This is a genomic window from Pseudomonas sp. NPDC087615 (assembly GCF_044743445.1).
Classification (GTDB): domain Bacteria; phylum Pseudomonadota; class Gammaproteobacteria; order Pseudomonadales; family Pseudomonadaceae; genus Aquipseudomonas; species Aquipseudomonas baetica_A.
The window spans coordinates 1-18,368 of sequence record NZ_JBIUWM010000082.1; the positions used below are offsets into that span (position 1 = coordinate 1).

An 18,368-nucleotide genomic window follows, 5' to 3' on the forward strand; every position below is an offset into this window, starting at 1 on the left:
TATCTGACACCGGACCCGGTGAAGTTGGCGGGTGGGTTGAATCAGTATCGGTATGTGCCGAATCCGACGGGGTGGGTGGATCCGTTGGGGTTGAGCTGCACTCCATGCCCTGGGGCAATACAAGCCGATGGGCCTTACAGTGAGATAGTGCCCGGAGGTGGTTTAGAGGCTCATGAGTCTAGAGGTGGACATGTTATAGCGAAGCATGTCGAGAGATCTGAAGCTCAACTTAGAGCTAGACTAGAGGCAGAACCGAACATACCTATCGCATCAACATTTCCCAATAGATCTGCAGCTGAAGCGGTATTGTCAAATGTCATGAGGGATAATCAGAAAAAAATTGATGATTTTGTAAAAGGTAAAGCGAAGAAGCTTGTTATTAATGAGATGGTTTCGGCTCCCGCAGGCGTGGGTGTTGTGAGAAGTAGTGGAAAATTAGAGCCGTTGCTTAGCATCAGGTTAGTGCTTCAACGAGATGTGAACTCGCCGCTCGGATACTTTATTTTGACGGGGTTTGTAAATGACAAGTGAAGAGTTTCCCCAGCTGTTTCAGTTTCTCGGTGCTTATTTTCATGAGGACTGGATGAGCGAATTTGATGTCGCTGATGATGTCGTTAAATCATTCATTGCGGATTCTGAAGCTTGCGTAATTCTAGATGTGATAAAGGAAGCTGAAGCCGCATTGGCGTTTGGTCTAACAGAGGGAGAGATGCGGGATTTTTTATTAAGGGAGATGGGTTGTAGTTACTGTTACTGGCATGAATGGCAAGATGGAAGCACTTGGCTGAAGCACGTACTTGTAATTCTCCAACAGACTTAAAATAGCAATATTTGAATACTGTGGAGAGGGTCGAAGCGACGCCCAAACGGGTGGAAAAAATATATGTGATAAATGAAATTACGCCTTCGCGGGCAAGCCCGCTCCCACAGGGATTTTTGTTGTTTGGGAGTTAGCGTTGGCCGATTAGTTGCGGGGTATGGAGGTCGGCGGCGGTGATGGTGTCGAGCAAATGCACGCTATACCCCGGAACATTCTTCGCATGATGCTTCGCCTGCGATGCCATTTCCGCGAGTTGACTAGCATCGAGTTGTGCGCAGGCTTCGGGGTGCAGGTGGACGACGCCGATGGACAGTGACAACAACGGGAATTCCTGGCGGACGCCTTGGCGATTCGGCGCGATGAAGCAGCCGGCTTCGAGGTGTTCGGGGCGGTAGAAGCGGCGGCATTGGCTTTGGAAGTCGTTGAGCAGTTGGTTGAGGCGTTTGCGCCAGTCTTCGGGGCCGAGGACGAGGAGGAAGTCGTCGCCGCCGATGTGGCCGACGAAGTCGCGGGAGGGGTCGACGCGTTCGTTGAGGCATTGCGCCAGGCACAGCAGGACTTCGTCACCACGGCCGTAGCCGTAGATGTCATTGAAGGGTTTGAAGCTATCGATATCGACGTAACAGATGACAGACTCGCGGCCCTGTTGCAGCAGGCGCGTCAGGCATTGCTGGATCGGCACGTTGCCGGGCAGCAGGGTCAGTGGGTTGGCGTAGCGGGCTTGCTGGATTTTCAACTCAGTGATCAGTTTGAGTACGTCGATCACACGGCCGAGGCCGAGGTAGCTGCCGTTAAGCGTGATGATGAAGTCTTCTTCGATGCGCTGACGGGCGCGGCTGGTGATCAAGCGGCTGACCTGTTGCAGCGACTGGCTCATCTCCACGGCCAGGAAGTCGTCGTTCATCAGTCGGCTGATGGGTTTGCGTGCGAACAGGTCGGTGGCGAACGGTTTGAGCAGAGCATCCGAGAGGGAATGACGATGGACGATGCCGCACGGTTGGCCTTGTTCGTCGAGCACCGCCAGTGAGTTGAGGTTGGCTTGGCGACGAAAGGCTTCCAGCACGGTGGCGGTGGGTGTATCGCGCGGTACGGCCGGTTGGTCGTTGAGCAGGGCGCTGAGGTCGCTGCCTTCGTCGTTCAGGGCCACGGCGCTGCTGTCGTGCTTGGGCATCAGGGCGCGGGCATCTCGGGGCGGGTGCTCCTGTGGACGTCCCAGCAAGTAACCCTGCACCAGATCGACCCCCATTTCGGTCAACACCGCCAACTCTTCCGGCAGTTCGATGCCTTCGGCAATGACCTGTGCCCGGGACGCTTTGGCGATTTGCAGGATCGAGCCGACAAACTCTCGCTTCAGCGCATCCTGATGAATGCCGTCGATAAAGTGTCGATCAATCTTCACGTAATCCGGACGCAGTTCCGACCATAGACGCAGGCTGGAATACCCGGCACCGAGGTCATCCAGCGCAATCGAAAACCCCATCGCCCGATAGTGATGCAAAGCGGTTTGCAGCAACTGGAAGTCATCGATCGGGGTTTGTTCAGTGAGTTCGATCACCACCTGACTCGGCGGGATCCCGAAGTCTTGCAGCAATTGCAGTGTCCGCCCTGGCTGATGCGCTGCTTCGAGCAAGGACTCCGGCGAGACATTGAGAAACAGCTTGCCCGGTAATTGCTGCTCGTTGAAGCGACGGCAAGCGCTTTGTCGGCAGGCGATTTCCAGTTCGCTTAGACGACCGGCCTGACGCGCCACCGCGAACAGCGCGATGGGCGAGTGAAGAGGGCTATTGGACGGACCACGGGTGAGGGCTTCGTAGCCAAGGATACGTCGCTCGGAGAGGCAAATGATCGGCTGGAACAGGCTGTTTAAACCGCTTTGAGTCAGGATCGAGCTCAAGGCACTCAGCTGTTCGGTCGTGGTCATGGCGATCTCTGGCGATAAAAAAAGGACTGGGAGCGTTCTCGGTGAAGAGAGTGGCTCCCAGTCCTTTATTGCACGACAGAATGATGACTGTTTGATGACGATCCGGGGATCGTCAGCATTAAATTGCCATCACCTTACTTCTTCGCCACCTGATTGCTCAGCTTCAAGTAATCCAGCAGAACCCGACCGGTCTCGGCCAGATAGGCGTCGTCTTCCGGTTTGACTTTGTCCGGATCGGCTGCGGCGAGAGCGTCTTCGTCTTCTTTCTTCAGCTCTTTGAGCGGTTCTTCGCCCTTGGCCTTGCGACGGATGTTCTCCATCACCAGTTGCTTGGCATCGATGTCCGCATGCTGGGCGCGGCGCTCGGTTTCGTTGAGGCTGACGGTTTTCTCCTCCATCAGCTTCTGTGCCAGTGCCAGCTTGTCGCGGATGAACACGAACTCGGCGTCTTTTGCGGAGCGGGTATCATGCTCGGACTTGAGTCGCACCAGGTACGGCTTGAATGGATCGGCCGCCGGTTTTATTGCTGCTTTGATGGTGTCCCATGGCATGGCTTCCGGCAGAGCACTCTCGCCGATTTCCTTGGTGTCGATCAGCGACGGGTAGTCGATGTCCGGCAGTACGCCCTGATGCTGGGTGCTCTGGCCGGAAACCCGGTAGAACTTGGCCAGGGTCAGTTTCAGTTCGCCGTGGTTCAGCGGCTGAATGGTCTGCACGGTGCCTTTGCCGAAGGTCTGACCACCGATGATCAGTGCGCGATGATAGTCCTGCATGGCGCCAGCGAAGATCTCCGAAGCCGATGCGGACAGTCGGTTGACCAGCAGCGCCATCGGGCCTTTGTAGAAGGCACCCGGGTTTTCATCCTCAAGTACGTCGACGCGGCCATCGGCGTTACGTACGAGTACGGTCGGGCCCTTGTCGATGAACAGGCTGGTCAGCTCGGTGGCTTCCTGCAGAGAGCCGCCGCCGTTGTTGCGCAGGTCGATGACCACGCCATCAACTTTGTCTTTCTGCAACTCGGTCAGCAGCTTCTTGACGTCGCGGGTGGTGCTCTTGTAATCCGGATCACCGGCACGGAATGCCTTGAAGTCGAGGTAGAAGGCCGGGATCTCGATGACCCCAAGCTTGTAGTCCTTGCCGTCCTGTTTCAGGTGGAGGATGGACTTCTTCACGGCCTGATCTTCGAGCTTCACCGCTTCACGGGTGATCGACACGATCTTGGTGGTCTGGTCGTTAGGCGCATTGCTCGCCGGAATCACTTCCAGGCGCACCACGGTGCCTTTCGGGCCGCGGATCAGTTTGACCACTTCGTCCAGACGCCAGCCGACGACGTCGACCATCTCTTTGTTGCCCTGCGCAACGCCGATGATCTTGTCGGCCGGTGCGACTTGTTTGGTCTTGTCGGCAGGGCCTGCCGGTACCAGGCGCACGACTTTCACTTGATCGTTGTCGCTCTGCAACACTGCACCAATGCCCTCGAGGGACAGGCTCATGTTGATGTCGAAGTTTTCCGCGTTATCCGGCGACAGATAGTTGGTGTGCGGATCGTAAGACATGGCGAAGGTGTTGATGTACGCCTGGAAGATGTCTTCCGGACGGGTCTGGTTCAGGCGCGCCAACTGGTTCTTGTAGCGCTTGGTCAGGGTTTCCTGGATCTGCTTCGGCTCTTTGCCGGCGATCTTCATCCGCAGTACTTCGTCCTTGACGCGTTTGCGCCACAGGTCGTCGAGTTCTGCGGTGGATTTGAGCCAAGGGGCGTCCTTGCGATCGATCTGCAAGGTTTCCTTGGTGGTGAAGTCCATCTTGTCGACGCCTTTGTTCAGCTCGGCAAGCGCGAAGTCCAGACGCGCCTTGACGCGGTCCAGATAGCGCTTGTAGATGGTGAACCCGGCGTTGAGGTCGCCGCTTTTGAGGAAGTCGTCGAACTGGGTCTTCCACTTGTCGAATTCGGCGATGTCGCTGGCCATGAAGTAGCTGCGCGATGGGTCCAGCAGCTTGAGATAGCTGTCGTAGATGATCACCGAGCGCGCGTCGTCCAGCGGCGGCTTGCTGTAGTGGTGGCGCTTGAGCAACTCGACGACGTTCAGGCTGGCGATGACCTCATCGCGATCAGGCTGCAACTTGTCCCAGCTGTTGGCTGCGAAGGTATTGCCCGACACCGGCAACAGGCCGATACCGATAAAAAGAGCGAGGGCGGTGCTGGGGAGCAAATGCTTCATGCTGATTCGACGCGGGGACAATTGATAACGCATATTAGGCCGTCTTTGAAGTCGCCGGATCTACAAGAGCCGGTCGCATAATGCAAAAAGCCCGGCGCTACAGCTTCGGGCTCAGTCCAGACTCACTATGGAGGCACTGTGAAGGCATTGCAAGGCGTTGAAGGTCAAGTGGTATGGGTTGAAGAGGCGAGTCCTACGTGCGATGTAGGACAAGTTCGCATCCGAGTGGCGGCAGCCGGCCTTAATCGTGCCGACTTATTGCAAAAGGCAGGGCTTTATCCGCCGCCGCCAGGGGCCAGCCAAGTGCTGGGTCTTGAGTGCTCCGGGGTCATCAGCGAGGTCGGTGCGGGCAGTTCGTGGCAGGTCGGTGATCGTGTCTGCGCCTTGTTGGCTGGGGGCGGGATGGCCGAAGAGGTGGTGGTCGACGGGCGTCACGTATTGCCGGTACCCGAGGGTGTTTCGCTGGTCGAGGCCGCGGCATTGCCCGAGGTTTACGCAACCGTCTGGTTGAATGTGTTTCAACTTGCGGCGCTTAAACCGGGTGAGAAAGTTCTCTTGCACGCCGGGGCGAGTGGAATTGGTTCAGCCGCTATTCAGCTGTGCAAGGCGTTCGGCAACCCATGTTGGGTCAGCGTCGGCTCGACCGAACGTTTGGCTTACTGTGAGACGCTGGGGGCCCAGGGCGGGGTGGTGCGTACCGATGATCTGGAAAGCCTGCGCGACTTCGGCCCTTTCGATGTGATCCTTGATCCGGTTGGCGGCAATTATTCGGCGCTGAATCTCAAGCTGATGGCACTGGATGGGCGTTGGGTGTTGATCGGTTTGATGGGCGGCCGTGAGGCGAAACTGGACCTGGCGCAAGTGCTGGCCAAACGCGTGCAACTGCTGGGCTCGACATTGCGCAGCCGTGACGATCAGTTCAAGGCCGATCTGTTCAGTGACCTGAGCCAGCATGTATGGCCATTGTTCGCTGAAGGGCGGTTGAGTCCGCAGTTGGCCAAGGCCTTCCCGGTGAAAGACGCCGAGGCGGCGTTTGCCGAGCTGGCGAGCAATACCGTTTCCGGGAAACTGGTCTTGGTGATTGATGACAGTCTGAGCTGACACCACACAACCATTGTGGGAGTGGGCTTGCTCGCGAAAGCGCATTGTCAGTCGATAAATTATTGACTGATCCACCGCCTTCGCGAACAAGCCCGCACACACATTTGGATCTATGTTTACTTCCAGAGATGAATTGGCCAGCCGGCCTTTTCGGCGTGTTCAAGCAACACCGGATCGGGGTTGACCACATGTGGGAAATCCACCTTCAGCAACAACGGCAGATCATTGCGTGAGTCGGAATAAAAACTCGCACCCTCCAGATTCTCTTCTTCAGCATCCAGCCATTCCAGCAATCGCGTGATCTTGCCTTCGCGGTAGGTCAGGGTTCCGACGGTCTGGCCGCTGTATACGCCATGCGCCAGTTCCAGTTCGATGCCTAGAATCTCGTCGATGCCCAGTCGATCAGCAATTGGTTTTACCAGATGCGTGCCCGACGCCGAGATCACCAGAATCCGGTCGCCCGCCTTTCGATGGGCGGCGATGGTTTTGGTGGCGTCACTGAAAATGATCGGCTCGATGAAGTCTTCCACCCACGGGCCAACCAGATGTTCGACTTCTTCCGGCGAACGGCCGATCAACGGCTCCAGGCTGAACGCCATGTAGTCTTCCATGCGCAATTTGCCATGGCTGTAGGCGTCCATCAGCTCGTTGTTCTTGCGCATGAACGACTCGGGATCGACCCAGCCCAAACGGCCCATCTGTTCACTCCAGAGGGTGGCGCAGTCGCCGTGGATCAGGGTCTCGTCCAGATCAAAAATTGCCAGGGCCATCAGTGCAGTTCTCTCTTCAACTTCAGCAAAGTCATCAGGCTACCTCACACAGGGCCGTCGGATCGATGGAAAGCGCCAGACGCTGTCCGTCCGGGTGCAGATCGGCCGCCGAGCGGTTGAGTACATCCACCACCAGTTCCACGCCACGGGCTTCGATCCTATAACGGATGACGTTGCCGAGCAGACTGTGGCTGCGGATCTGTGCATCGAGTTCGCCATTGAGGCTCAGTTCGATGGCTTCCGGGCGAATGGCGATGCGGTGGTTGATGGGGCGTTGCAACAGTTTGGAAGCGCTGTCGGCGTCGAGCAGGTTGTAGTTGCCGATGAAGCCGGCGGCGAACACGTCGACCGGTGCGGTATAGAGTGTTTCGGCGTCGCCGCTCTGGACGATTTTTCCTTGGTTCATCAGGAAAATCCGGTCAGACATGGTCAGGGCTTCTTCCTGATCGTGGGTGACGAAGATCGTGGTCAGGCCGAGTTCGCGCTGGATCTGACGGATCTGTTCGCGCAGGTGTTTGCGAATGCGCGCATCAAGGGCTGACAGCGGTTCATCCAGCAGCAACAGGCGCGGACGAGTGACCAGCGAGCGGGCGAGGGCGACACGCTGACATTGGCCTCCGGACAATTGATGCGGATAGCGGCGGGCAAAGTCGTTCAACTCAACAAGTTTCAACACTTCGGTGACGCGCTTGTGGCTGTCGTCGGCATTGACCTTTTGCATGCGCAAACCAAAAGCGACGTTCTGTTCCACGGTCATGTTGGGGAACAGCGCGTAGCTCTGAAACACCATGCCGATCCCGCGTTTCTGCGGGCTCAGCGGCACGATATCGACGCCATCGAGCAGGATCTTCCCGGCATCGACCGGCGTCAGGCCGGCGATGCAACGCAGCAGAGTGGATTTGCCGCAACCGGACGGGCCGAGCAGAGTGACGAATTCGCCCTTGTTGATTTCGCAGTTGATGTCGCTGAAAACCGTGGTGCCGGAATAGTTTTTCTGCAGATGTTGGACGCTGACATAGCTCATTCGCTTTTGTCCTTGTTCAAGATGTTGGCGATCCAGGTCAGGACCAGCACGAAAAAGAAATAAGAGATGACCAGCGCACTGGTGAAGTGGCCGCTGCTGTTACGCATGTTGTTGAGGTAAACCTGCAGGGTTTCGTAGCGAGTGCCGACGAGGATGTTGGCGAACACGAACTCGCCGAACAGGAACGAGAACGACAGCAACAAGGCCACCATCAGCCCTTTACGCAGATTGGGCAGCACCACCAGAAACGCCGCCTGAAAGGTGCTTGCACCGAGCAGTTGTGCGGCGTCCATCAGGTCGCGCAGGTTGATCGCTTGCAGGTTGTTGGTGATCGCCCGGTACATGAACGGCAGTGCCACGGTGAAATAGCAACCGATCAGAATCCAGGGCGTGCCGACCATCGCCATCGGCCCGGAACCGTACAACTGCAACAAGCCGACCGAGGACACCACGGGAGGCACGGCGAAGGGCAGCAGGATCAGGATGTTCATCAGGGCATCGAGTTTCGGAAAGTGGTAATGCACCACAAACAGCAGCGGCAGAATCAGCACCACTGACAGCACCAGCGCGCCGACACACACCAGCAATGATTGACCGAATGCGTTCAGGAAACGCGGATCGCTCCATAGCTGGATGTACCACTTGAAGGTGAAACCGCTGGGCAGGATGGTCGCCGACCAACTGCTGGCGATCGAGTAGACCAGCGTACCCGCGAGCGGCAGCAGCAGAATGGCAAACAACAGGTAGACCACGACGCGGTGGTAGAGACCGGCCGGGCCGGATTCAGCGCGAGACATGGTAGCTCCTCTTCAGCAGCAGTTGATGCACGACGGTGACGATGGTCATCAGCGCTATCAGCACCACGGCCAGCGCACTGGCCAGATTGGGATCGAGCGAAATATCGCCGGAGACCATCGCCGCGATGCGGATCGGCAGCACGTTGAAGTTACCGGTGGTGAGGGCGTAAACCGTGGCATAGGCGCCAAGGGCGTTGGCCAGCAGGATCACGAACGTGCCAAGCAGCGCCGGGGTCAGCACAGGCAGACCGATGTGTCGCCAGAACTGCCAGCCGTTGGCGCCCAGCAGCGAGGCCGACTCGCGCCAGTCTTCACGCAAGGCGTCGAAGGCTGGGTAGAGCAGCAGCACACCGAGAGGAATCTGGAAGTAGGTGTACAGGATGATCAGCCCGGTTTTCGAGTACAGGTTGAAGTCTTGAATGATTCCTGACTGCTTCAACATCAGGGTGATGCTGCCGTTGAAGCCGAGCAGGATGATGAACGCGAAGGCCAGAGGCACGCCGGCAAAGTTGCTGGTCATGTTGGCAAAGGCATTGACGAAATTGCGCAGTTTCGAATCGACCTGGCGCAGGGAGTACGCTCCGAGCACAGCGATGATGATGCCAAATACGCTCGACCAGAAACTGATCTCAAGGCTGTACTGGATCGCCTGTCGATAGAACTTCGAACTGAAGATCTTGGTGAAGTTTTCCAGGCCCCAACCAAACTCTTCCGATTGCAGACTGTTGATCATCACCCAGACCAGCGGGGCGATTTCGAACACGATGAAGAACACTGCGAAAGGCACCAGGCACAGCGCAGCAAGCCATTTACCACGATTCATCGCGTTCACTTGAGTAACTCCCGGCAGACGGGTTTGTCGTGTGGCACGCCGAGCAGTTCGCAGACGGTGCCACAGATGTCGGTCTGCTTTGGCGCGGCGTCAGCATTGAGGCTAAAGGCGTCGCCGAGGACGAACAGCGGCACTTGGCGTTCTTCCGCGAGCAAACCGTTGTGCGAGCGATCATTGTTCATGCCGTGGTCGGCGGTCACCAGCACTTGATAACCGGCATCGAGCCAAGCCTGTAGATAATCGGCGAGGATGATGTCCGCCGAGCGCGCGCTGTTGCGGTATTGCGGGGTGTCGAGGCCGTGCTTGTGGCCGGCGTCGTCAATGTTCATTGGATGGATCAGCAGGAAGTTCGGCGCATGGCGCAGGCGCAGGTTTTCGGCGTCGGCGAACAGGTGCGAATCCGGGTAGTGATCGTTCCAGTAGAAATGCCCATGCTGGATCGGCAGCGATGGATCGTCGGTGTGACGGTCGCGAGCGGCCTCGAACGGCGAGCGGTTATACAGTTCACTGACCCAGTGATAGGCCGCTGCGGCGGTTTTCAGGCCGGCGTCGCGAGCATAGTGATAGATGCTGCGCTGATTGGACAGGCGCGAGACGTTGTTGTGGACGATGCCGCTGTCGATGGGCGGCACGCCGGTGAGGATGCATTCATAAAGCGGTCGGGACAGGGCCGGCAACTCGCACTCCAACTGGTAGAGCGCGGCGCGTTCTGCGCCAACGTAAGCCTGCAGATGCCCCATGGCGTGACGTGCGACCTCGTAGTTGAGACCGTCGAGCACGACAAGGATGACGCTGTGCTTCATAGGGGCAAAAACTCCGCGAAATTTTCAAAAACTCTAAATCAACTCAACCCACTGTGGGAGCGGGCTTGCTCGCGAAGGCGTTGTATCAGCCAACATCATTGTTGATTGAGCCACCGCCTTCGCGAGCAACCTCGTTCCCACAGTTGGATCCCTGGTGGATCCAGTTGTGGTGAGCTACAGGGTTATTTCATCTCTACGATGACTTCTTCGTTCCACTTCTGTGGCAGAGATTTGGAGGTTTTTTCCCACGCATCGGCGTCTTTGATCGGGGTGACGTTTTTGTACTGCTCGTTCGGCAGCAGTTTGGCTTTCACGTCTTCCGGCAGTTGCAGGTGTTCGGCGCGGATTGGACGGGCGTTGCCGCGAGCAAGGTTGGTCTGGCCAGCGTCGCTGAAGATGTATTCGCGGGTCAGCTTGGCGGCGTTCGGGTTTTTCGCGTACTTGTTGATGATGGTTGTGTAGCCGGAAATCACCGAACCGTCAGACGGGATCAGCACCACGTAGTCATCCGGGTTGGCCATCTTGGCCTTGTAGCTCAGGCCGTTGAAGTCCCAGACCACACCGACTTCGATTTCGCCTTTTTCCATGGTGGCGATGGTCGGGTTGGCCATCGACAAACGACCTTGCTTGGCGATGTCTGCGAACATCAGCAGGGCAGGCTGGATGTTTTTCTCGTCGCCGCCGTTGGCCAGTGCCGCAGCCAGTACACCGTTGGCCGCTTGTGCAGCGGTGCTCACGTCGCCGATGGACACCTTGTATTTGCCGCCCTTGAGGTCAGCCCATTTGGTCGGCACTTCGGAGCCGTGCAGCAACTTCTTGTTGACGATGAACGCGATGGTGCCGGTGTAGGCCAGTGCCCAGTTGCCGTCCTTGTCCTTGGCCCATGCTGGCACTTGATCCCAGGTGCTTGGCTTGTAAGGTTGCACCACGCCTTGCTTGACCGCGATCGGGCCGAAGGCAGCACCGACGTCGCCGATGTCAGCGCTGGCGTTGTCTTTTTCGGCGGCGAATTTGGCGATTTCCTGGGCCGAGCTCATGTCGGTGTCGATGTGTTTCAGACCGTAGGTCTTGGCCAGGTCTTCCCAGGTGCCTTTCCAGTTGGCCCAGTCATCGGGCATGCCGACGCTGTTGACGGCGCCTTCCGCTTTCGCAGCGGCTTCGAGGGTTTTCAGATCGGTGTCGGCCGCCATGGCGGCTGTACACATTGCGATGGTCGAGCCTAACAGTGTTGCCAGGAAAAGCTGTTTCATTACGAAGCTCCTTGGTCGTGTTCAACGCTGCGATTGCGGTTTGTGTTGGTCTAGGTCAGCAATACCTGAGCCAATTTAAGGGTGCTGGATGACACTTTGATGTCGATGGCCTTGCGCAAGACCCTTTATTTGCCCTGGATCGGCGAGTGCCAAGTAAGCGTAGACCATGCTCAAAGCCCCGCAGGGCAAGGGAGTTGGCCGGTGTATTGCAAGTCGTGAGAGCGACCGCTGGGCAGTTTTGTCATCTCTCGGTCATCTGCACTGCCTAGGCTTGCAACACACTCAAACGGTTCATTGGCCGTTCGGTTTTGCCCCGAAACAGTGCTGGTCTAGTCCAGATAGGTAACGTTGATGCGCGATGAGGCAACAAAAGCGGTGACAGCCATTGGCCAAATCTTGCAGGAGCAGCTCGACCACGGGCTGTTGGCTCCCGGCAGCAAGTTGCCGGCCGAGCGCAAGCTCAGTGAGTTGTTCGGCACGACGCGCATTACGGTGCGTGAGGCATTGTTGCAATTGGAGGCGCAGGGGCAGATTTATCGTGAGGAGCGGCGTGGCTGGTTCGTCTCGCCGCCGCGTCTGGCGTACAACCTGATGCAGCGCAGTCACTTTCACGCGATGGTCAGTGCGCAGGGGCGGGTGCCGTCGACCGAGGTGATTTCGGCACGACTGCAGCCGGCGTCGGCGGCAGTGTGTGCGTGGTTGCAGTTGCCGGCGCTGTCGAGCGTGATTCAGATTTGCCGGTCGCGGCGCATTGATGGGCGGTTGGTGCTTTATGTGGAGCACTATTTGAACCCGCAGTTTTTTCCGGGGATTCTTGAGTTTGATTTGAATCAGTCGATTACCGAGTTGTATGCGCGGCATTACGATTTGCACTATGGGCGGGTGCGATTCGAGATTGTGCCTACGTCGTTGTCTGTTGATGCGGCGGCGGCTTTAAGGGTGTCGGTGGGGAGTCCGGGATTGCGGATTGCTCGGGTCAATTATGATCAGCATGAGCGCTTGATTGATTGTGATCTGGAGTTTTGGCGCCATGATGCGATTCATGTCGGTGTTGATGTGGTTTGACCTTGGCGGCCGCTGGGCCGATCAGGTTCTTGTTGATGGGGTGAATATCCGGTGCTTAAGCGCTATTCCTTCGGCTGACCACCGCCGGCAGTGATCACTTGCACGCTCATCCTCGGCGTCGCCAGATCCAGTCCTGCCTCATCCAGATGTCGCTTGAGCGACAGGTTGAAGGCTCGGGAAACTTCCCACTGCTTGATCGGCGCGGTCTTGAACCGGGCGCGCAGAATCGCGCTGCCGGATTCGAAACTTTCCACACCCTGAATTTCCAGCGGCGACCAGATGTTGCGGCGTTGCAGCGGATCAGTGCGCATCTTCTGGCCGACGTCGCGCATCAGTTTGATCGCGTCGTCGATTTCCATGTTGTACGGCACTGCCACGCGGAAGATCGCGTAACCGAATTCCCGTGAGTAGTTCTTGATGCTTTTGATTTCGCTGAACGGGATGGTGTGGACGATGCCGTCAATGTCGCGCAGGCGCACGGTGCGGATGGTCAGGCCTTCGACGGTGCCGAGGTGGCCGCCGACATCCACGTAATCATCGATGGCCAAGGAGTCTTCGATGATGATGAACAGGCCGGTGATCAGGTCCGCCACCAGCGACTGAGCACCAAAACCGATGGCCAGACCGATCACGCCGGCACCGGCCAGCAGGGGGGTGACGTTCATGCCCATGTTCGCCAGGGCGACGATCAGCGCAATGATGAAAATCGTGATGAACAGGACGTTGCGGATCAGCGGCATCATGGTTTGCGCGCGTGCGTTGGCCAGACCTTTGCGCGAGCGCGTGAGGGCGTGGTGCACGGCGGTGTCGCTGAGGATCCAGGTCAGCCAGGCGAAGATCAGCGTGCCGATCAGGCTGAACAGTTTGACACTGATATCGTGGCCTTCACCCTCGGTGAAACCGATCAGCGACATGCCCCAGACGCGCAGCCCCAGTTCAATGAACACCAGCCACACAAGCAGATGGGCGAGGGTGTAGAAGAAGCTCTTCAGGCGATCGGAATACAACGCATGGCGTTTCGGTCCGCGTGGCGGTTTAAGCGAGTGGCGGCGCACCAGCCCATTGATGACCATGCAGAGCACCAACAGCACGGTGCAGAGCATCGACTGGCGCAGCGCGGTACTGGTGTCGCCGGCGGAGACGAAAGTGGCGAACAGCGAGATGCCAACCAGCACCAGTGCTGGCACGTACCAGAAGGTGCCGAGGATCTCGATGGTGTCGCTCAGGGCGCGGCGGGTCAGGCGGCGTGACAGCGGTTGGTTGCGGATCAGGTGCGCGATCGGCCGGCGGAAACGCAGGATGAATAACCCGGTAGAGAGCGCCGCGAGAACATTGGTGACCGTTGCAGCGGTATGCGCAAGATGCACGCCGAGACTCTCGATCAGGCGCGGATCGTTCAGCGCTTCGCCGAAGGCGGCGAAGCTGCCGATCAGCCACAGTGGCCGAAACGCCTGATGGCGCAGGATGTACAACGCGCGATGACGGTGTGGACCGTCGAGCACGGAAAAAGCGATCACGCAGATCGCCGAGAAACAGGTGCCGACCACCAGCGCATAGGCCAACACCATCGCCAGACTTTTGCCCAGTGACGATGGCAGGGCGTAGCTCATGTAAACGGTAATCACCAATGCAATCAGCCATGGCCCGAGTTTGCGCAGTGCAAAGCGCAGCATGTCGAGAGCTTTGGGGTGTTGCGGCAGTTCTTCGGTGAGGCCGAAACGCATGCGTACCCGATGACCGAGCCAGATCAGCGCGGCGGCGAGCAGACTCCAGAGCATCAGAATCACGGCGAAGCCGAAGATGATCGGCAGCCATTCACTGGCCGGCAGCATCAGGGCTTTGAGCTCGTCCTGAGCCAGATCGAACTCGTTGGACCAGCGTGTGATCGGGCTGTCGGCGCCGGAAAACTGCTTCTCGAAATTGGCCAGCGTGCCGCCGATCAACCCGAGTACGCCCTCTTCGGGGGAGGCTTGGGCTTTTTTCGTGGCATCGCGCAGTTTCTTCAAATCGCTCAGCAACTGCGAGCGTTGCTTGTCGTTTTCCAGCGACTTGATGACTTCGTCCAGCGACTGGTCGAGCGGTTCCTGAGCTTCGGGTTGTGCCTTGGTGGTGTTGAGCAGGCCCGGCAGACCGACCGCTTGGGCGGGCGCCATGGGCAGTAGCGTCATCAGGCAGATGAAGAACAGACTGGGCAAAGCAAAAAGACGAGCGAACACTAGGCGGTCAACCTCGCAAGGGGCGGATTCGCTGGAGTGTACGAGGGCGCATTACTCAATGCGAGCCGGGTGCAGATTTATTCGTTGAGTTTGGCGAGGATCTTGTAAACCACAGTGGCGAGGATCGTCAGCATGCCGACCCACATCGCGAACACACCGATGTTCTTGTCGCGGAAGTTGAAGCCGACGGCCAGCAGAATCATTGCGCACAGGATGGGAATGAGCATGGCGTGGAAGGAGGACATCGAGATCATGGTGACTGCCTTGTCGGAGGGGATGATTCAAGTCTAGGTCGGTTTTGTTTGAGGGGGGGTGATGTGCGTCAGAATTGAATCGCCGCTAGGATGATTCGGTATTGCCGGAACTGGCGCTTTCGCGAGCAAGCCCGCTCCCACATTTAAAATGCATTCCAGTGTGGGAGCGGGCTTGCTCGCGAAGCTTTTAACGCTGTTATGGCAATTCGCGGCAGGCGTAGAACGCGCTCAGCACTTTGACCAGGTGCGCCAGATCATGGCTGCCGCACAGTTCGCGGATCGAGTGCATGGCGAAGGTCGGCAGGCCGATATCGACGGTGCGCACGCCCAAGTGGCTGGCGGTGATCGGGCCGATGGTCGAGCCACAGCCCATGTCACTGCGCACCACGAAGCTTTGCACCGGCACTTCTTCGGCCATGCACAGATGGCGGAAGAACCCGGCGGTTTCGCTGTTGGTGGCGTAGCGCTGGTTGCTGTTGACCTTGATCACCGGGCCGGCGTTGAGTTTCGGGCCGTGGTTGGCGTCGTGCTTCTCGGCATAGTTGGGGTGCACGCCGTGGGCGTTGTCGGCCGAGACCAGCAGGGATTTCTGGATGGTGCGGACGAACTCGTCGCCTTCCGGCAACAGACGACGCAGGGTCTGTTCGAGCATCGGACCATCGGCACCGCAGGCCGAGCAGGAGCCGACTTCTTCGTGGTCATTGGCGACCAATACGCAGGTTTCGTCGGTCTCGGCTGTCAGCAAGGCTTGCAGGCCGGCATAGCACGACAGCAGGTTGTCCAGGCGTGCGCCGGCAATGAAGTCACCATTGAGGCCAATCACCGCGGCACTTTGCGTGTCGTAGAAGCTCAGCTCGTAATCCAGCACCACATCAGCGTTTAGGCCGTGTTCGCGGGCCAGTTGATCGGTCAGTACGGCGCGGAAGTCGACGCGTTCGTCACCGGCAAACTGCGCGAGGATCGGCGGCAATTCGGTTTGGGCATTGATCGCCCAGCCCTGATTGGCTTCACGGTTGAGGTGAATGGCCAGGTTGGGAATGATGGCGATCGGTGCCTTGAAGTCGATCAACTGGCTCTCGACCTTGCCGTCGCGGCGGAAGGTCACGCGGCCGGCGAGCGACAGGTCGCGGTCGAACCACGGCGCCAGCAGGGCGCCGCCGTAGACTTCGACGCCCAGTTGCCAGAAGCCCTGGCGTTGCAGCTCCGGTTGCGGCTTGACCCGCAGGCACGGGCTGTCGGTGTGCGCGCCAACCAGACGGATACCGCCATGCAAAGGCGAGTGGCGGCCCATTTTGATCGCGACGATCGAGGAGTCATTACGGGTGACGTAATAGCGACCGTTGGCTTCGGTGGTCCATGGCTCGCGCTCGTCGAGGCGCACAAAACCGGCGGCCTCCAGACGTTGAACAAGGCTGGCAGTGGCGTGGAACGGGGTAGGGGAGGCCTTGAGGAAGTCGATCAGGCCTTGGTTCAACTCTTCGCGCATAAGAAACTCCAGACAGCAATGGCCGGGAGTTTAACGCATTGAACGTGGAATTGGCGCGGGGCCGAAGTCGATCACTGTGGGAGCGGGCTTGCTCGCGAAAGCGGTGTGTCAGTCAGCATTTCTGTTTCTGAACCACCGCGTTCGCGAGCAAGCCCGCTCCCACAGGGATAAAGCGTTGCTGGTCAGAACGGTGCCGGGCACTCGAAGCGCAGACGTTCGCCCGTTTGCGGATGGGTGAAGCTGAGCATGCTGGCGTGCAGGCACAGGCGTGGCCATGCGGCCAGGGCTTGCTCATGTGCGTAGAGGCCATCACCGAGCAGCGGATGACCGATTGACAGCATGTGTACGCGCAATTGGTGCGAGCGGCCGGTGATTGGCGTCAGCTCGACGCGACACCAGTCCCCGCAACGTTCCAGCACACGCCAGAAAGTCAGCGCATGTTTGCCGAATTCGTGGTCGACCACATGACGCGGCTTGGTCGGCGGGTCGTAGCGCAGCGGCAGGTCGATGCTGCCACTGTCCAGTTCCGGTTGACCCCACGCCAACGCGGTGTAGGCCTTTTCGGTTTCGCGGTCATGGAACTGGCGCGACAGTTCGCGATGGGTGTCGGCGTCACGGGCGAGCAGAATGATGCCGGACGTTTCCCAATCCAGGCGATGGACGATGCGCGCTTCCGGGTAGCCGTTTTCCTGCAAGCGGGTAATCAGGCAGTCCTTGTTGTCGTCGGCGCGACCGGGCACCGAGAGCAGCAACGTGGGTTTGTCGACCACCAGTACGGCGGCGTCCTGATGGATGATGCGGATGTTGGACAACGGCATTAAAACAGCCTCGTAACAAATGCCAACGGCGGTTCAGGGCCATTCCACTGTGGGAATGGCCCTGAACCGCCGTCGTTCCTGCCAGATCGACTCAGCGATCAGGCAGGGTGATGTTGAGTTCCAGAATCGAGCAACTGCCCTGGTTTTCCAGTGCGACATGCACGTCATCGGAGCCGATGTTGACGTACTTGCGGATCACTTCCACCAGTTCTTTCTGCAAGGCTGGCAAGTAATCCGGCGTGCTGCGCTGGCCGCGCTCATGCGCCACGATGATCTGTAGACGCTCTTTCGCTACCGAGGCGGTACTTGGCTTTTTGTTGGCACGAAAGAAGTCAAAAAGGTTCATTACCTACCTCCAAAAAGTCGCTCGAAGAATCCCTTCTTCTCGACATCGAGGAAACGGTGGGCTTTTTCTTTGCCCAACAGGCGGTCGACGGTATCGCTATAGGCCTGACCGGCATCGCTCTGGTCATCGAGAATCACCGGCACGCCCTGGTTGGATGCCTTGAGCACCGCCTGGGATTCCGGGATCACGCCGAGCAGGGTGACCGAGAGGATTTCCTTGACGTCTTCGACGCCGAGCATTTCGCCCTTTTCAACACGCTCCGGGTGATAGCGGGTGATGAGCAGGTGTTCCTTGATCGGGTCTTCGCCACGTTCGGCGCGACGCGATTTGCTGGCCAGCAGGCCGAGCATGCGGTCCGAATCTCGTACCGAGGACACTTCCGGGTTGGTCACAACGATCGCTTCGTCGGCGAAGTACATGGCCAGGTGCGCGCCTTTTTCGATGCCCGCCGGGGAGTCGCAGACCACGAACTCGAATTGTTCCTTGAGCTCCATCAGGACTTTTTCCACGCCTTCGACAGTCAGCGGGTCTTTGTCGCGGGTCTGGCTGGCGGCCAGTACGTAGAGGTTTTCCAGGCGCTTGTCTTTGATCAGAGCCTGTTGCAGGTTGGCTTCGCCGTTGACCACGTTGACGAAGTCATACACCA

General features: G+C 58.3%; 18 protein-coding genes. 4 read left to right on the forward strand and 14 right to left on the reverse strand.

Going from position 1 to position 18,368, the window contains the following annotated elements:
• Both ACIOU6_RS25970 and ACIOU6_RS25975 read left to right on the forward strand, forming a co-directional pair.
• Positions 1–531 (forward strand): RNase A-like domain-containing protein (locus ACIOU6_RS25970; protein WP_401139414.1); only part of this gene is annotated, 531 nt, incomplete at its 5' end.
• On the forward strand, positions 521–820 hold the full coding sequence (locus ACIOU6_RS25975) for a contact-dependent growth inhibition system immunity protein (RefSeq protein WP_401139417.1): 300 nt from the start codon (positions 521–523) through the stop codon (positions 818–820). The genes ACIOU6_RS25970 and ACIOU6_RS25975, both read left to right, overlap by 11 nt.
• A gap of 130 nt (positions 821–950) precedes the next feature.
• Here ACIOU6_RS25975 and ACIOU6_RS25980 read toward each other — a convergent pair whose 3' ends face one another.
• A complete protein-coding gene (locus ACIOU6_RS25980) occupies positions 951–2,741 on the reverse strand; it encodes a bifunctional diguanylate cyclase/phosphodiesterase (protein WP_401139420.1) in 1,791 nt (596 codons plus the stop codon).
• A gap of 134 nt (positions 2,742–2,875) precedes the next feature.
• Positions 2,876–4,960, reverse strand: coding sequence for a carboxy terminal-processing peptidase (locus tag ACIOU6_RS25985; RefSeq protein WP_221734249.1), 2,085 nt, complete (start codon positions 4,958–4,960; stop codon positions 2,876–2,878).
• A 138-nt stretch (positions 4,961–5,098) separates the two neighbouring features.
• Here ACIOU6_RS25985 and ACIOU6_RS25990 point away from each other — a divergent pair, with 138 nt between their 5' ends.
• On the forward strand, positions 5,099–6,061 hold the full coding sequence (locus ACIOU6_RS25990) for a zinc-binding dehydrogenase (RefSeq protein ID WP_221734248.1): 963 nt from the start codon (positions 5,099–5,101) through the stop codon (positions 6,059–6,061).
• Between the two features lie 116 nt (positions 6,062–6,177).
• On the opposite strand, the gene ACIOU6_RS25995 is transcribed toward ACIOU6_RS25990, so the two are convergent.
• The 6 genes from ACIOU6_RS25995 to ACIOU6_RS26020 all read right to left on the reverse strand — a co-directional run bounded on the left by ACIOU6_RS25995 (position 6,178) and on the right by ACIOU6_RS26020 (position 11,537).
• On the reverse strand, positions 6,178–6,831 hold the full coding sequence (locus ACIOU6_RS25995; RefSeq protein WP_221734247.1) for an HAD family phosphatase: 654 nt from the start codon (positions 6,829–6,831) through the stop codon (positions 6,178–6,180).
• A gap of 34 nt (positions 6,832–6,865) precedes the next feature.
• Positions 6,866–7,855 carry an ABC transporter ATP-binding protein gene (locus ACIOU6_RS26000; protein ID WP_221734246.1) on the reverse strand — a complete coding sequence of 330 codons (990 nt, stop codon included), beginning with the start codon at positions 7,853–7,855 and terminating at the stop codon, positions 6,866–6,868.
• Positions 7,852–8,652 carry an ABC transporter permease gene (locus ACIOU6_RS26005; protein WP_401139425.1) on the reverse strand — a complete coding sequence of 267 codons (801 nt, stop codon included), beginning with the start codon at positions 8,650–8,652 and terminating at the stop codon, positions 7,852–7,854. The genes ACIOU6_RS26000 and ACIOU6_RS26005 overlap by 4 nt, the downstream gene beginning before the upstream one ends.
• Complete coding sequence (locus ACIOU6_RS26010) at positions 8,639–9,475, reverse strand: ABC transporter permease subunit (protein ID WP_221734252.1); 837 nt, start codon at positions 9,473–9,475, stop codon at positions 8,639–8,641. Before ACIOU6_RS26010 ends, ACIOU6_RS26005 begins: the two co-directional genes overlap by 14 nt.
• A gap of 5 nt (positions 9,476–9,480) precedes the next feature.
• A complete protein-coding gene (locus ACIOU6_RS26015; protein WP_401139431.1) occupies positions 9,481–10,287 on the reverse strand; it encodes an alkaline phosphatase family protein in 807 nt (268 codons plus the stop codon).
• Between the two features lie 182 nt (positions 10,288–10,469).
• The gene (locus ACIOU6_RS26020; RefSeq protein ID WP_221734243.1) at positions 10,470–11,537 is read right to left on the reverse strand and encodes an ABC transporter substrate-binding protein; all 1,068 of its coding nucleotides are present in this window, start codon (positions 11,535–11,537) and stop codon (positions 10,470–10,472) included.
• A 351-nt stretch (positions 11,538–11,888) separates the two neighbouring features.
• Between ACIOU6_RS26020 and ACIOU6_RS26025 the strand changes: the two genes are divergently transcribed.
• A complete protein-coding gene (locus ACIOU6_RS26025; RefSeq protein WP_221734242.1) occupies positions 11,889–12,602 on the forward strand; it encodes a UTRA domain-containing protein in 714 nt (237 codons plus the stop codon).
• Positions 12,603–12,664: 62 nt separating this feature from the next.
• Here ACIOU6_RS26025 and ACIOU6_RS26030 read toward each other — a convergent pair whose 3' ends face one another.
• The 6 genes from ACIOU6_RS26030 to minD form a co-directional block, all read right to left on the reverse strand.
• Positions 12,665–14,818, reverse strand: a complete 2,154-nt coding sequence (locus ACIOU6_RS26030) for a mechanosensitive ion channel family protein (protein ID WP_221734241.1) — start codon at positions 14,816–14,818, stop codon at positions 12,665–12,667.
• Positions 14,819–14,895: 77 nt separating this feature from the next.
• Positions 14,896–15,072 carry a hypothetical protein gene (locus ACIOU6_RS26035; protein ID WP_221734240.1) on the reverse strand — a complete coding sequence of 59 codons (177 nt, stop codon included), beginning with the start codon at positions 15,070–15,072 and terminating at the stop codon, positions 14,896–14,898.
• 196 nt (positions 15,073–15,268) lie between these two features.
• On the reverse strand, positions 15,269–16,558 hold the full coding sequence (locus ACIOU6_RS26040) for a M18 family aminopeptidase (RefSeq protein WP_221734239.1): 1,290 nt from the start codon (positions 16,556–16,558) through the stop codon (positions 15,269–15,271).
• Between the two features lie 182 nt (positions 16,559–16,740).
• The gene (locus tag ACIOU6_RS26045; protein ID WP_007960625.1) at positions 16,741–17,376 is read right to left on the reverse strand and encodes an RluA family pseudouridine synthase; all 636 of its coding nucleotides are present in this window, start codon (positions 17,374–17,376) and stop codon (positions 16,741–16,743) included.
• 91 nt (positions 17,377–17,467) lie between these two features.
• On the reverse strand, positions 17,468–17,722 hold the full coding sequence (minE, locus tag ACIOU6_RS26050) for a cell division topological specificity factor MinE (RefSeq protein ID WP_007940845.1): 255 nt from the start codon (positions 17,720–17,722) through the stop codon (positions 17,468–17,470).
• Positions 17,722–18,368, reverse strand: a 647-nt coding sequence (gene minD / locus ACIOU6_RS26055; protein WP_401139437.1) for a septum site-determining protein MinD, incomplete at its 5' end; no start/stop codon positions are given. The genes minE and minD, both read right to left, overlap by 1 nt.

What these genes read in the sequence shown, in the direction of transcription:
- ACIOU6_RS25975 (WP_401139417.1), top strand. Translation starts at nt 521, where the DNA reads ATGACAAGTGAAGAGTTTCCCCAGCTGTTTCAGTTTCTCGGTGCTTAT.
- ACIOU6_RS25980 (WP_401139420.1), bottom strand. Translation starts at nt 2,741, where the DNA reads ATGACCACGACCGAACAGCTGAGTGCCTTGAGCTCGATCCTGACTCAA.
- ACIOU6_RS25985 (WP_221734249.1), bottom strand. Translation starts at nt 4,960, where the DNA reads ATGAAGCATTTGCTCCCCAGCACCGCCCTCGCTCTTTTTATCGGTATC.
- ACIOU6_RS25995 (WP_221734247.1), bottom strand. Translation starts at nt 6,831, where the DNA reads ATGGCCCTGGCAATTTTTGATCTGGACGAGACCCTGATCCACGGCGAC.
- ACIOU6_RS26000 (WP_221734246.1), bottom strand. Translation starts at nt 7,855, where the DNA reads ATGAGCTATGTCAGCGTCCAACATCTGCAGAAAAACTATTCCGGCACC.
- ACIOU6_RS26005 (WP_401139425.1), bottom strand. Translation starts at nt 8,652, where the DNA reads ATGTCTCGCGCTGAATCCGGCCCGGCCGGTCTCTACCACCGCGTCGTG.
- ACIOU6_RS26010 (WP_221734252.1), bottom strand. Translation starts at nt 9,475, where the DNA reads ATGAATCGTGGTAAATGGCTTGCTGCGCTGTGCCTGGTGCCTTTCGCA.
- ACIOU6_RS26015 (WP_401139431.1), bottom strand. Translation starts at nt 10,287, where the DNA reads ATGAAGCACAGCGTCATCCTTGTCGTGCTCGACGGTCTCAACTACGAG.
- ACIOU6_RS26020 (WP_221734243.1), bottom strand. Translation starts at nt 11,537, where the DNA reads ATGAAACAGCTTTTCCTGGCAACACTGTTAGGCTCGACCATCGCAATG.
- ACIOU6_RS26025 (WP_221734242.1), top strand. Translation starts at nt 11,889, where the DNA reads ATGCGCGATGAGGCAACAAAAGCGGTGACAGCCATTGGCCAAATCTTG.
- ACIOU6_RS26035 (WP_221734240.1), bottom strand. Translation starts at nt 15,072, where the DNA reads ATGATCTCGATGTCCTCCTTCCACGCCATGCTCATTCCCATCCTGTGC.
- ACIOU6_RS26040 (WP_221734239.1), bottom strand. Translation starts at nt 16,558, where the DNA reads ATGCGCGAAGAGTTGAACCAAGGCCTGATCGACTTCCTCAAGGCCTCC.
- ACIOU6_RS26045 (WP_007960625.1), bottom strand. Translation starts at nt 17,376, where the DNA reads ATGCCGTTGTCCAACATCCGCATCATCCATCAGGACGCCGCCGTACTG.
- minE (WP_007940845.1), bottom strand. Translation starts at nt 17,722, where the DNA reads ATGAACCTTTTTGACTTCTTTCGTGCCAACAAAAAGCCAAGTACCGCC.